A 13,077-nucleotide genomic window follows, 5' to 3' on the forward strand; every position below is an offset into this window, starting at 1 on the left:
GGAGCGTCAGGCCGATGTTCGGATCAGGTAAGGATCGGCGGGCAGCCGGACGGTGAAGGCCGCGCCGCCCTCCGGTGCGTGGCCGGCGCCGATCTCGCCGCCGAGTCGGCGGACCAGCCCGGCCGCGAGCGCCAGGCCCAGCCCGCTGCCCACCTTGCGCACCCCCCGGTACCGCTGGTGCAACGCGCCGCGCTCGAACGCCACCGCCAGGTCGTCGTCGGTGAAGCCGGGTCCGCCGTCGCGGACCTCGACGACGCCGCCGGCGGTCGGGTCCGCGCCGGCCGGCCGGACCGCCAGCACCACCGGCGCCCCCGGGGGTACGACCCGAAGCGCGTTCTCCAGCAGCCCGTCCACCACCTGCCGGATCCGGCCGGGATCGGTGTAGGCGGGGACCGGCCCGCCCGGCGTCTCCACCCGGAACGGCACCCCGACCGCCGCGCACCGGTCGGACCAGGTCCGTTCCGCGTCGGCGGCGAGCCGGGCCAGGTCGACTGGTCCCGGTTCCAGCGGGAAGTCGGCCGCCTCCAGCCGGGCCAGCGCCAGCAGGTCGCTGACCAGCCGGTCCAGGTGTTCGGCCTCGGCCAGCATGGTGCGGCCGGTGTCCGGCACCCCGTCCGCGTCGATAATCCCGTCGGCGAGCGCCTCGGCGTAGCCGCGGATGGCGGTCAGCGGGGTACGCAGCTCGTGCGAGACGGAGAGCAGGAACTCCCGCTGCCGCCCCTCGCTGGTGGCCAGCGCGGCGGCCAGCCCGTTGAGGGCGTACGCCAGGTCGGCCACCTCGTCGGGCGGCTCGACCGGCACCCGGACGGCCCGGTCCCCGGCGCGCAGCCGGGCGGCGGCGGTGGCGGCGACCCGGATCGGCCGGGCCAGCCGGCGGGCCAGCAGCAGGCCGGCGCCCACCCCGGCGGCGAGCCCGGCGAGCAGCGGCAACCAGAGGCTGAGCAGCACCTGCCGCCAGGGCCCGGTGGTGACGGCCTGGGTCAGCACCACTCCGTCGCCCCCGGCGAGCGCCCGCCCCTCGACCAGCGTCCGCCGCCCGTCGACCACCCGGCGGCCGGACACGTTCCCGCCGGCCGCCACCCGGTTCACCACCTGGCGGGGCAGGCCCGGGCGGTCCACCTGGCCGGCCCGGATCAGGTAGACCTCGATGTCCTGCTGGCGGAGCTGACGGATGAGCCGCTCCCCGGCCCCGTCCCGCTGACGTGCCGCGCGGACGCGCAGCACGTCGGCGGCGAGCCGGGCCTGGGCGGCCAGCGCCGCCTGGTCGCGCCGCTCGGCGCCGCGCACCGCCAGGGGGACCGCGACCAGCGCGGTGACCAGCACCGACACCAGGGCCACCGCGCAGGTGACCAGCACGGCGCGGGCGGTCAGGGTGTGTGCGAAGCGCCGGCGGGGCGGCGTCGGAGCCGGGCGCGCGCCGATCACCGGCAGCGCGACGGTGGGCTGGTGGGCGGGCTCAGGCATCGGCCGCGTACCCGACGCCACGGTGGGTGCGGATCACGCTGGCCGGGCCGAGCTTGGCCCGGACCTGCGCCACGTGCACGTCGACGGTCCGGGTGCCGGCGTGCGCCGCGTACCCCCAGACACCGGCGAGCAGTTCCTCCCGGGTGAAGACCCGGCCGGGCCGGGCCATCAGGTGGGCGAGCAGGTCGAACTCGGTCGAGGTGAGCTGGACCGGGGTGCCGGCGGCGGTGACCGTGCGGCGGGCCGGATCGAGGGTGACCGGGCCGACCACCCGGGGCTGCTCGACCCCGGCGGGCGCGCCGGCCGTGCGCCGCAGCACCGCCCGGACCCGGGCGACGAGTTCGCGCGGGCTGAACGGCTTGGTCACGTAGTCGTCGGCGCCCAGTTCCAGGCCGACGATCCGGTCGACCTCGTCGTCGCGGGCGGTGAGGAAGATGACCGGCGTCCAGTCGCCGGCCTCGCGCAGCCGGCGGCAGATCTCGGTGCCGGCCAGGCCGGGCAGCGCGATGTCGAGCACGCAGGCCACCGGGCGCAGCCGCCGCGCGGCGGCCAGGCCGGCTGTCCCGTCCCGTTCCAGGTGTACGCCGAAGCCGTCCCGGGTCAGATAGAGCCGGACCAGGTCGGCGATGGCCGGCTCGTCCTCCACCACGAGGACGAGCCCGCGCGGGGCGGTGTCGGCGGTCACCGGCCCATGATTACCGACCGACGCCCGGTGGAGACGTCAGGGGAATGTTCGGATTCGGTAAGAGGGCGGTCAGCGCACCGGGGCCGGACGGAACACGGCCGGGCGGGCGAACGCCGGCGGCTCGCCGATGGTGGCGACCAGCCGCTCGGCGGGGGTCCGGAGCCGGGTCCGAAAGGCGTGGTTGAGCAGCGCGTCGAGCTGCCACACCTGCTTCGGGTGGTGGGTACGGATGACGAACCGCTCGCGGACGCCGTCGATCGCGGTGGCCGCCAGCTCCACGCACTGCGCGCGCGCGTCGGGGCTCCAGGTCACGTTGCTCAGCTCGCGGAGTTCGGTGTTGAGGTGCAGCCGCAGCCGGTGCAGCACCCGGGACTGCCGGGTCACCACCAGACGGCGGTGGGTGAGGAGCATCAGGTACTCGCCGCCGATCGGGTGGTCGGGGCGGCTGCACCGGGTGACCAGGATGGTGGCGTCGCCGGCGCCGACGCACCGGCGGAAGATCGGCATGTGTCGACTGACGGTCTGGGTCGCCAGGCCGGTCTCGGCGGCGGCCGGAAGGAACGTTCGCGAGAACACGTCCATGCAAGATGCAACGAGCATGTGAGCGGTAGTGATATGGCTCACTCTCGAATTGCGGAAGTTCCACCCGTGCAAATCGCACCTACGGTGCGACGTCCGGACGCGCGACGGCCCGCGCCGGTTGGTCCGGCGCGGGCCGTCGGGACGGAGTGCCCGGGTCAGAGCAGCGGGCTCATGCTGCCCCAGCCACTGCCGATCTTGAGCGCCGACGCCCAGGCGCTGCCGGTCCACCGGTAGAGGTAGAGGTAGCCGCTGGACTTCTGCACCGCGATCATGTCCGGCCGGCCGTCCCGGTCGAAGTCACCGACCTGGACCAGGTTCTGCATGGTGTTCCAGCCGCTGCCGACCTTGGTCCGGGTGGTGAACGCACCCGAGCGCCCCGGGTAGAGGTACAGGTAGCCGGTGCTCTTCTCCCGAGCCACCAGGTCGGGGTAACCGTCGGCGTTGAAGTCGCCGCCGCCGTTCAGCTCGTCCACGCTGTTCCAGCCCGCGCCGAGGTACACGCGGGTCTTGAACGCGGTGCCCCCCGTACCCGGGTAGAGATACATGGCCCCGGTGGAGGAGTTCACCGCGACGAGGTCCTGGTAGCCGTCGCGGTTGTAGTCACCGACCGGGGTGATCTCCCGGAAGCCGCTCCAGCCGGCGCCGAGGTACACCCGGCTGCCCAGGCCGGACCCGGTGCCGGGGTAGAGCCACAGGTAACCGGTCGACTTCTCCCGGGCGAGGATGTCCTCCCCGCCCGACTTGTCGAAGTTGCCGGCGCGGAAGAGCACGTCCATGCCGTTCCAGCCGGAGCCCAGGCTCAGCCGGCCGCTCAGCGACGTGCCGTTGCCGCCGTACAGGTAGAGCCGGCCGGTGGACGGCTCCCGGTAGGCGACGTCCGACCAGCCGTTGCCGGTGAAGTCGCCGAACGGGGTGGCCGGGATCGGGGCCACGTCGAGGTAGTCGCTGTCGACGTTGATGGTGATCCCGCCGTACGTCTCGTCGTGCGGGGCCCGGTGCTGCTTCATCCGCCGCTTCGGCGACCAGTAGCCGGCCGGGATGCCGGAATCGGAGACCGTCGCCACGTTGTCCCAGCGGGCGAAGTGCACGTAGTCGGGGCGCACGTAGCCGGCCGTGTTGTAGGCCGCCACCTGGTCGGGCACGCCGCGCGCCATGCTGCTGTAGAAGCCGGAGAGGTAGCCCTGGTCGTGCAGCCGGGCGGTCCACGCGCTCATGAACGTGGTGACCGCCGTGGTGCAGGCGGCGTCCCCGCCGTCGTAGTCCTCCATGTCGTAGACCAGCACGCTCTCCCGAGGCAGGCCGAGGTTCTGTGCCTGAAGGATGGCGTCGTCGGCCTGGGCCTGGCCCTGCGCGGCGGCCTGCGTTGGGTCGATCTTGGCCTCGGTGGTGACCAGGCAGGGCGCCTGGAGGCCGACATACATCGGGACCAGGTGCCAGCCGGCCGCCACCTGCTGGGCGACCCAGTCCTTGGTCAGGTTGGCCTGGTCACAGCCGCGGTTCTCACCGCCGAAGTAGATGGTGTACGCCCGGTACGGCGAGCCGAGCCAGGCCTGCATCGCGGTGCTGGACGGCGCGCAGTACGAGTCGAAGCCGAGCCCGGTGAAGGTGCCGGGCTGCGGCCCGATGGCCGCCTGGACAGGGGTGGTGGTGACGGCGAGCGCGGTGCCGGCGCCGAGGACGGCGGTGGCCGTGGCGGCCAGCGTCCGGCGGGCGGCCCGGCGCAGCCCGGGCAGCGTGAGGGTGGGTGTCATGATTCCCCGAATCTGTCCCCGTGGTCAGAAGGCCGGCGGCGGACGCCTGGCGTCACTCGCTCCACGCCGGCCCCAAGATTCTTGTCAGGTCAAGGGCCGTCTGTCGACCCCCGAGCCGAATCTCGTCCGTTTCGCGTCAATTCGTCAGCCAGTGCAGTGATTGGCCGTGCGGGCCGGTCCAGGCGACCGGGCGACCGTCCAGGGCCAGCAGGAACCGGGCCGGACCCTCCGGAGCGGACAACTCTTCGGCGAACTCGGGGAACACCCCGCCGCCCTCGTTGGAGATCCAGTGGCCGGGCAGCCCGCGTACCAGCTCGGCGAAGGCGCGCCGCCCCTCCGGCGGCAGGTACGCCAGCACCGCGCTGTGGAAGACCACCAGGGTGGCGTCCCGGGGTGCGGTGGCCGCCAGCGCCGGCAGGTCGGTGAGCAGGTCGCCCCGGTGCACCGGCGCCGGCGCCGCCCGGGCGACCGAGGCGGCGGCGCGCAGCCGCTCCCGCCGGTCGTGGTGCTCCGGCCAGACCAGCGCGGTCAGCCAGGCCAGGTCGTCCGGGTCGGTGACGTCGAGCGGGTTCAGGTCGAGCCCGGCCCGCCACACCACCTCGGGCACCCGGTCCGGCAGCGGGGCGTCACCCTCGACCACGCAGCTCAGCCGGACCGGGCTGTCCGTCGGCCCGACCCGGTGCGGGCCGTAGGCGTACGCGTAGCGGTCCGCGTGCAGGCAGAGGCCGGCCGACGCGCCGACCTCCAGCAGGGCGAGGGGTTGCGGCAAGCGGGCCAGCAGCGGCAGCAGCACCGCGCAGCGGGCCGCCTCGTTGGTCTGGGTCCGCCGGGTCGTCATGGTGGCCGCCAGGTCGGCCCAGTTCGCCGTCGCCCAGGCACGGAACCGCCCCGGTTCCTCGACCGGGCCGCCGAGGAACCGGGCCGCGCCGAAGAGCAGGTTCGGCTGGCGCTTCGCCGCGGGCAGCCGGTCGAGCAGCGCCAACAGGTCGCCGTCCGCGGCGACCGCCAGGGCCAGCCGCTCGTACGTCGGGGACTGGCCCCGCGCCTCCCGCTCGGCGAACCTGCGGTAGCCCTCTCCGGTGTCCATGGCCGCACCCTGCCGCAGCCGTGCCGGGCGGCGAAATGACCGCCGCCACAGTCGGCGTCGACTCAGAGCAGCTCGACGATGGTCGCGTTGGCCATCCCGCCGCCCTCGCACATGGTCTGCAGGCCGTAGCGGATCCCGCTGTCCCGCATGTGCTGGAGCATGGTGGTCATGATCCGGGCGCCGGACCCGCCGAGCGGGTGGCCGAGCGCGATCGCCCCGCCGCGCGGGTTCAGCCGCTCCGGGTCCGCCTCGGTCTCGGCCAGCCAGGCCAGCGGCACCGGGGCGAACGCCTCGTTCACCTCGTACACCCCGATCTCCTCGATGCCCAGCCCCGCGCGGCGCAGCGCCTTCGCGGTGGCCGGGATGGGGGCGGTGAGCATGGTGACCGGGTCGTCGGCGGCGACCACGGCGGTGTGCACCCGGGCCAGCGGGCGCAGGCCGTGCCGGCTGGCCCACTCGCTGGTGGTGACCGCGAGCGCGGCGGCGCCGTCGGAGATCTGCGACGCGGAGCCGGCGGTGACCACGCCGTCGGTCTGGAACGGGGTGGCCAGCTCGCCGAGCTTGGCCAGCGAGGTGTCCCGGCGGATGCCCTCGTCGGCGGTGAACTTGCCGCCGTCGGCCAGGGCCACCGGGGCCAGCTCCGGGTCGAACGCGCCGGCGTCCTGCGCGGCGGCCGCCTTCTCGTGGCTGGCCAGCGCGAACTCGTCGAGCTGGGTGCGCGAGAACCGCCAGCGCCGGGCGATCAGCTCGGCGCCGACGCCCTGGTTGAACGGGAGCGGGCTGTCCGCGGCGACGCCCTCGACCCCCCGGTAGCGCTCCAGGATGGCGGGGCTGAACGGCAGGCCGCCGGCCACGCTGGAGCCCATCGGCACCCGGGTCATCGACTCGACGCCACCGGCGACCACCAGGTCGGCCTGTCCGGAGAGGACGGTGGCGGCGGCGAAGTGCAGCGCCTGCTGGCTGGACCCGCACTGCCGGTCGAGCGTGGTGCCGGGGACCGACTCGGGCCAGCCGGCGGCCAGCACGGCGTTGCGGGCGACGTTCCACGACTGCTCGCCGACCTGCGACACGCAGCCCCAGACCACGTCGTCGACCTGCCCGGGATCGATCCCGGTCCGCTCGGCGAGGGCCCGCAGCACGTGCGCCGAGAGGTCGACCGGGTGCACGCCGGCGAGGCTGCCCTTGCGCCGCCCGACCGGGGTCCGTACCGCACCGACGATGACCGCGTCACTCATGTTTACTCCCCGGTAACTTGGGCTGTCCCCGATCCTACGTCCTGACCCGGCCGGTCGTCCTCCCCCGGTTCCCCGGCGGGGGCAGCACCCGGCTGGACGGCTGGCATGCTGGGGCGGTGATGCCACAGTCGCCCCCGGCCCGCCAGTGGCGGGTGCCGACGATCCTGCCGGTGGCCAAGCTGGCCGGTGCGCTGGTCCTGGTCGCGCTGGGTCTGCTCTTCAAGGGCGACGACCGGGTCCGGCTCGCCCTCGCCGGGCTGGCCGCCGCGCTGCTGGTCGGCTGGGCGGTACGGGACCTCGTCGCGCCGGTCCGGCTGGCCGTCGACGCCGACGGGATCACGGTGATCCGGGGCTTCGCGGGCCGGCGGTCGCTGCCCTGGTCGGCCGTGGAGGCGATCCGGGTGGACCGGCGGACCCGGCGCGGGTTGACCGCCGAGACGCTGGAGGTCGACGCGGGGGAGTCACTGCACCTGTTCGGCCGGTACGACCTCGACGCGCCGCCGGAGGAGGTCGCCGAGGCGCTGCGCGCCGCCCGGGCCGCCACCGGCAGCTGACGCCCGCCGGTCAGCCGGTCAGCATGCCGGTGCGCACCAGCACCAGGCCGAGCAGCGCGAGTGCGATGATCGCGCCGCCCGCCGCCTGGAACAGGGTCCGCCGCATCCGCGGCGCGTACGCCAGGACCAGCGCCATCAGCGCGCCGAAGAAGAGGCCGCCCAGGTGGCCGGCGATCGAGATGCCCGGCACGGTGAAGGTGAAGATCAGGTTGATCACCAGGATCGGCACGATGGACGAGGTGTCCCGGCCGAGCCGGCGCATGATCACGAAGATCGCGGCGAAGAGCCCGAAGATGGCGGTCGACGCCCCGGCCGAGGGCCGGTTCGGCGCGCTGAACAGGTAGACCGCCACGTTGCCGCCGAGCCCGGCGAGCAGATAGAGCGCGAGGAAGCGCAGCGGGCCGAGCACCGCCTCCAGGGTCCGGCCGAGCACCCAGAGCGCCCACATGTTGAGCAGCAGGTGCACCACGCCGTAGTGCAGGAATATCGCGGTGACCAGCCGGTACCACTGCCCCTCGGCGACACCGCCGATGGTGCCGTCGGGGAACACGGCCCGGCCGAGCACCGCCCCCCAGTCGGTCAGCGGGGTGGAGTTGCCGAGCAGGCCGCCCAGGCCGGAGCCGCCGGCGACCGCCGTCCCGCTCCGGGCCGAAACGATGGACAGGAGCATGACCAGCACGTTCAGGGCGATCAGCGTCTTGGTGACGTAGCCCTGACGGCCGGCGGCACCGCCACCGAAGGCGGTACGCGCCGGCCGTACGCTGCGGCGTCCCTCGCTGACGCACTCCGGGCACTGGTGCCCGACGGAGGCCTCCCGCATGCACTCGGGGCAGATCGGCCGGTCACAGCGGGTGCACCGGACGTACGTCGCCCGATCGGGGTGCCGGTAGCAGACCGGTGCGGTCGGCACCGGCCCCTCGGCCGCGTCACCAGCTTGCCCGGAGCGCTCAGTCATGCGAGCAAAGGTACCCGCGGACCGCTCAGGCGGGCTTGTGCTCGATCTCGACGCGCTCGATGACGACGTCCTGGAGCGGCCGGTCGCTCGGGCCGGTCGGCGTGTTCGCGATCGAGTCCACGATCTTGGCCGACTGCTCGTCCGCGACCTGGCCGAAGATGGTGTGCCGGTTGTTCAGGTGCGGCGTCGGCGACACGGTGATGAAGAACTGCGAGCCGTTGGTGCCCGGCCCGGCGTTCGCCATCGCCAGCAGGTACGGCCGGTCGAAGCGCAGCTCCGGGTGGAACTCGTCGGCGAACTTGTAGCCCGGGCCACCGCGGCCGGTACCGGTCGGGTCGCCCATCTGGATCATGAAGCCGCTGATCACGCGGTGCGAGATGGTGCCGTCGAAGTACGGCCCGCTGCCCGGCTGACCGGTGCGCGGGTCGGTGTACTCCTTGGCGCCCTCGGCCAGCTCGACGAAGTTGCGGACGGTCTTCGGCGCGTGGTTCGGGAAGAGCTCCAGCCGGATCGGGCCAGCGTTGGTGTGCAAGGTGGCGTAGACAGCCTCGGCCACGGGTACTCCTCACTTGTTGGTCAGTTCCATGCGGATCCTCCCATGTGCCCGATCTGGCCATGCGGAGGCATCCGAAGGTGGAGGATGACGGAGGACAAACTCCCAGGAGGTGGGACCGTGTTTGGAATCGGGCGGCGTAAGACCCAGGGGCAGCTCGCGAAGGCCGAGCTGAACCAGGGCATCGGTCACCTGAGGCAGGCCGCGGCGCATGCGGCGAAGGGTGCCGGCGCCACGGTCGGCCCGCGGGTTCAGGCAGCCCGGGTGGCCGCCGGGCCCACCGCGATGCTGGTCCGGGACCGGGCGTCGAGCGGTGTCGCCTCGACGGCCGCGGCGCTCGCGCCGCTGCTGATGGCGATGCGCAACGCGCAGGCCGAGACCGCGGCCAAGAATCTGAAGGGCCGCAAGGCCGCCGCCGCCAAGCAGGCCGCCGTGTCGAAGAAGGTCAAGGCCAAGAACATGAAGATCGCCAGGAAGAAGCAGAAGAAGTCGCGCGGCATGATGGCCGGCCTGCTGGCCGCCGGAACCGTCGCCGGTCTGGCCGGGGCGATGGCCATGCGCCGCCGCCGCGAGCAGCTGGACTGGACCGAGTACGACCCGACCGGCAAGCTCGGCGCGACCGGCACGGAGAAGCTGGAGCCGCTGCGCGAGGACGTGGACACCATCGTGGTGGAGACCCCCGACCCGACCGCGAAGGTGACCCAGGCCGGCGCCGGCAGCTCGGCGGTGGCCGGGAACGGCAGCGCGTCGACCGCCAGGTCGAGCAGCCAGCCGGTGATCCAGCCGAACGACAAGGTCCCGTCGGTCGCCGAGGGCGCGCGGGACGTCACCGGCCGCCCGGCCGACGACGTCACCAAGGCGCTGAACAACGGCAAGAACGCCGCCAAGGCCAGCGGCCGCCGCTGACCCGGCGGTCCGCGAAAGCGCCGGCGCGTGGGGTACGCCCCGCGCGGCCGGCGCTTCGGCGTGCCGGGGGTTACAGCCAGCCGTTACGGCGGAAGAGCCGGTACAGGGTGAACGACGAGATCAGCATCAGCGCCCAGACGCCCGGATAGCCGTAGGTCCAGTCCAGCTCCGGCATGTACTTGAAGTTCATGCCGTAGATGCCGGCGATCGCGGTCCACACCGCACCGATGGCGGCCCAGGCGGCGATCTTGCGCATGTCGTTGTTCTGGTCGACGGTGACCTGGGCCAGCCGCGCCTGGAGGATCGAGTTGAGCAGGTCGTCGTACGAGTTGACCTGCTCGACCGTGCGGCTGAGGTGGTCCTGCACGTCCCGGAAGTAGCGCCGCACCTCCTGCGGCACGTCCCGGTTGACCTGCGAGGTGAGGGTGAGCAGCGGGCGCTGCAACGGCACCACCGCCCGCTTGAACTCCACCAGTTCCCGTTTCATCTGGTAGATCCGCTGGATCCGGCCGCTGCCCTGCCGGTCGAAGACGTCCGCCTCCAGCACGTCGAGGTCGTCCTCCAGCCGGTCGGCCACCTCCAGGTAGAGGTCCACCACCCGGTCGGTCACCGCGTACGCCACCGCCCAGGGGCCGTGCTCCAGCAGGTCCCGCTTCGCCTCCAGGTCGGCCCGGACCGCCGAGAGCCGGCAGGCGTCCCCGTGCCGGACGCTGATCAGGAACTTCGGCCCGATGAAGAGCATCACCTGGCCGGTCTCCACCACCTCGGAGTTCTCGGTCAGCTCGGTGTGCTCGCAGTACCGGGCGGTACGCAGCACCAGGAAGGAGACCTCGCCGAAGCGCTCCAGCTTGGGGCGCTGCTCGGCCTTGACCGCGTCCTCCACGGCCAGCTCGTGCAGGCCGAAGGTGGCCGCGATCTCGCTCATCTCGTCCAGCTCCGGCTCGTGCAGGCCGAGCCAGACGAAGGCGTTCCGCTCCTCGGCGGCCGCGGCCAGGGCGTCGGCGTAGTGCCAATCGCCGGGCTGGCGCTCGCCGTCGACGTACAGGCCGCAGTCGACGATCCCGCTCCGCCCGGGGCCGGCCGGTTGGGGGGTACGCGGGGAGCCGTCGGCGGTGAGGATGCGGGACATGGCGCGGACCGGTGCCGCCCAGGCCCGGGGCCGGAGCCCCCGGCCGCCGTTCTGCCCGGCGGTGCGGTCGTTCGCCACTCGGTCGGTCATCTCGCCCCCTCCCCACGATGCTGCGGCTTGCAGGTTACGCCGATCGGGGCGGACCGCAGCGCGGGCGAGCGCGGCGGCACCGGGGCGGGTGCGACGGGCGACCCCCGGGTGGCGCCGGGCGGGCCGGCCGCGTCAGGGGGGTGAGGGGCGACACGGCCCACCCGGCACCCTTTGGGGGCGGGAGTGGTGCTGTCCGCGCCGACGGTCCGGGCGGGGGCGCGAGGCGGCTCCCCGGGCGGCGGACCCGCCACCGGAGAAGGGTGAACGGCGCTCGCAGCATTGTGGGGCCGCCGACCGGCCCAGCGGGAGGGCTGAGCCGGTCGGCATCGCCGAACTGTCGGAAACCCGACAGAAATTTCAGCCCCGGACGGCGGCCATCGCCTCGGCCAGCCGCCGGACGCCCTCGTCGATCCGGTCCGCGGTCACCGCGGAGAAGGCCAGCCGCAGGGCGTGCCGGCCGCCGTCGATCAGGAAGTCGCTGCCCTTGACCACCGCGACGCCGCGCTCGGCGGCCGCCGGGGCGAGCCGGTCCACCTCGACGTCCTCCGGCAGCTCCACCCAGAGGAAGTAGCCGCCGTCCGGCTCCACGAACCGGGCCTCCGGGATGTGCCGGCGCAGCGAGTCGGCGAGCACCTGGGCCCGCTCGCCGAGGGCGGCCGACACGGTACGGATCGACCGCTCGATCTCCCCCGAGACGCAGAACTGGTGCACGATCGCCTCGGACACCATGCCGGGCGAGATGTAGAGGTTGGTGGCCTTCTTGGCGATGGCGGCGATCAGCTCGGCCGGGCCGACCAGGTAGCCGACCCGCACCCCGGGGCAGACCGTCTTGGTGAAGCTGGAGGCGTGCACCACCGCGCCCCGGGTGTCCATCGACAGCATCGACGGCAGCGGCTCACCCCGGAACCGGATGTCCGCGTACGGGTCGTCCTCGAAGATCGTGAAGCCGTACTCGGCGGCCAGGTCGAGCAACTCCCGGCGCTTCTCCAGGGAGAGGGTCACCCCGGCCGGGTTCTGGTAGTTCGGGATCACGTGGGCCAGCCGCGGCCGGACCCCCGACTCCAGCAGCTTGCGCAGCTCGGCGGTGTCCAGGCCGTCCGGCTGGATGGTGACGCCGTGGATCTCGCCGCCCATCTGCTGGAGGTTGAGCAGCGTCCGGTCGTACGTCGGGCGCTCGACGACCACCGCGTCGCCCCGGCGGACCAGGTGGTCGAAGAGGAAGGCGTCGGCCTGGAGCGAGCCGTTGGTGATCAGCACCTGGTCGGCCTCGACGCCGTGCTTCTCCGCGATCCACTTCCGCAGGGGCGGGTAACCGACGGAGGTGCCGTACGCCGTGATCCCGGCGGGGTCGGCGTCGAAGGCGCGGACGGCGGCGGCCTTGAGCCCCTCGACATCGACGATGTCCAGCGAGGGAGCGCCACGGGCGAAGGAGATCAGCTGCTCGGCGGTCATGCGCACGAGCCTAGGGCCTGCTCCGGGCGGTCCGGCCGGCATACACGCGAAGTTCAACATGCGGGCGGTCGATCCGTCCGACCGGCCGATCCGGGACCCGAAGCAGGCTCGCGAACACCCCGGTGCCGGGGCCCCGGACGGGCCCCGGCGGGGCTCTTCGAGTCAGACCGTCGTCGTGGCGTGCCGCCCGGCCCAGACCCGCATCAGGTCGCGTACCGAGATCACCCCGGCCACCTCGCGGCCGTCCAGCACCACCAGGTGCCGGAAGCCGCCCCGGGCCATGGCCGCCGCCGCCTCCTCCACCGTCCAGTCCGGGCCGGCGTAGACGACGTCCCAGGTCAGGTGGGATCCGGTCCGTTCCACATCCGGGTCGAGCCCGGCGCCGATGGCGTTGAGCACATCACGTTCGGTCATGATCCCGACCCCCTCGGAGTCCGGGTCGATCACGACCGCCGACCCGATACGGCGGGCCGACATCATCCGGGCCGCCTGGCGGAGCGTGTGCTCCGGGCCGACCACGAGTACCTGGCTGGACATCGCTTCCCGAACCTGCATCACGCATCACCCCTATGGGACGGTGGCCTCGGTACGCACATGGTGGGCCATCGATGCTTACCGGGACAAGACCGGGCAT

Annotated in this window: 13 protein-coding genes; 2 read left to right on the forward strand and 11 right to left on the reverse strand. The window is 73.4% G+C overall.

Going from position 1 to position 13,077, the window contains the following annotated elements:
- Positions 1-6: 6 nt before the first annotated feature.
- The 6 genes from ACZ6S5_RS05190 to ACZ6S5_RS05215 all read right to left on the reverse strand — a co-directional run bounded on the left by ACZ6S5_RS05190 (position 7) and on the right by ACZ6S5_RS05215 (position 6,804).
- Entirely contained in the window at positions 7-1,464 is a 1,458-nt protein-coding gene (locus ACZ6S5_RS05190; RefSeq protein ID WP_465997928.1) for a sensor histidine kinase, read from the reverse strand.
- Entirely contained in the window at positions 1,457-2,149 is a 693-nt protein-coding gene (locus tag ACZ6S5_RS05195; protein ID WP_465997930.1) for a response regulator, read from the reverse strand. The genes ACZ6S5_RS05190 and ACZ6S5_RS05195 overlap by 8 nt, the downstream gene beginning before the upstream one ends.
- A 69-nt stretch (positions 2,150-2,218) precedes the next feature.
- Positions 2,219-2,731, reverse strand: coding sequence for a hypothetical protein (locus tag ACZ6S5_RS05200; RefSeq protein WP_465997932.1), 513 nt, complete (start codon positions 2,729-2,731; stop codon positions 2,219-2,221).
- Positions 2,732-2,886: 155 nt separating this feature from the next.
- A complete protein-coding gene (locus tag ACZ6S5_RS05205) occupies positions 2,887-4,482 on the reverse strand; it encodes a glycoside hydrolase domain-containing protein (RefSeq protein WP_465997933.1) in 1,596 nt (531 codons plus the stop codon).
- Positions 4,483-4,618: 136 nt separating this feature from the next.
- Positions 4,619-5,569, reverse strand: coding sequence for a DUF2332 domain-containing protein (locus ACZ6S5_RS05210; protein ID WP_465997935.1), 951 nt, complete (start codon positions 5,567-5,569; stop codon positions 4,619-4,621).
- Between the two features lie 62 nt (positions 5,570-5,631).
- Positions 5,632-6,804 (reverse strand): thiolase family protein, encoded by a 1,173-nt coding sequence (locus tag ACZ6S5_RS05215; protein ID WP_465997936.1) that lies wholly within the window; start codon positions 6,802-6,804, stop codon positions 5,632-5,634.
- A gap of 119 nt (positions 6,805-6,923) precedes the next feature.
- Here ACZ6S5_RS05215 and ACZ6S5_RS05220 point away from each other — a divergent pair, with 119 nt between their 5' ends.
- Entirely contained in the window at positions 6,924-7,358 is a 435-nt protein-coding gene (locus ACZ6S5_RS05220; protein WP_465997937.1) for a PH domain-containing protein, read from the forward strand.
- A 10-nt stretch (positions 7,359-7,368) separates the two neighbouring features.
- On the opposite strand, the gene ACZ6S5_RS05225 is transcribed toward ACZ6S5_RS05220, so the two are convergent.
- The gene (locus ACZ6S5_RS05225) at positions 7,369-8,313 is read right to left on the reverse strand and encodes a rhomboid family intramembrane serine protease (protein WP_465997939.1); all 945 of its coding nucleotides are present in this window, start codon (positions 8,311-8,313) and stop codon (positions 7,369-7,371) included.
- A gap of 25 nt (positions 8,314-8,338) precedes the next feature.
- A complete protein-coding gene (locus ACZ6S5_RS05230; protein WP_465997941.1) occupies positions 8,339-8,869 on the reverse strand; it encodes a peptidylprolyl isomerase in 531 nt (176 codons plus the stop codon).
- An 84-nt stretch (positions 8,870-8,953) separates the two neighbouring features.
- Between ACZ6S5_RS05230 and ACZ6S5_RS05235 the strand changes: the two genes are divergently transcribed.
- Positions 8,954-9,772 carry a hypothetical protein gene (locus ACZ6S5_RS05235; RefSeq protein ID WP_465997943.1) on the forward strand — a complete coding sequence of 273 codons (819 nt, stop codon included), beginning with the start codon at positions 8,954-8,956 and terminating at the stop codon, positions 9,770-9,772.
- 70 nt (positions 9,773-9,842) lie between these two features.
- Here the strand turns inward: ACZ6S5_RS05235 and corA are convergent, their stop codons facing one another.
- From corA to ACZ6S5_RS05250, 3 genes are all read right to left on the reverse strand, one after another.
- The gene (corA, locus tag ACZ6S5_RS05240) at positions 9,843-10,991 is read right to left on the reverse strand and encodes a magnesium/cobalt transporter CorA (RefSeq protein WP_465997945.1); all 1,149 of its coding nucleotides are present in this window, start codon (positions 10,989-10,991) and stop codon (positions 9,843-9,845) included.
- Positions 10,992-11,348: 357 nt separating this feature from the next.
- Entirely contained in the window at positions 11,349-12,443 is a 1,095-nt protein-coding gene (locus tag ACZ6S5_RS05245; RefSeq protein WP_465997947.1) for an aminotransferase-like domain-containing protein, read from the reverse strand.
- A 162-nt stretch (positions 12,444-12,605) separates the two neighbouring features.
- Positions 12,606-12,998 carry a CBS domain-containing protein gene (locus ACZ6S5_RS05250; RefSeq protein ID WP_465997949.1) on the reverse strand — a complete coding sequence of 131 codons (393 nt, stop codon included), beginning with the start codon at positions 12,996-12,998 and terminating at the stop codon, positions 12,606-12,608.
- Positions 12,999-13,077 lie beyond the last annotated feature (79 nt).

The sequence above is a fragment of the Micromonospora sp. NPDC051924 genome, from assembly GCF_055586005.1.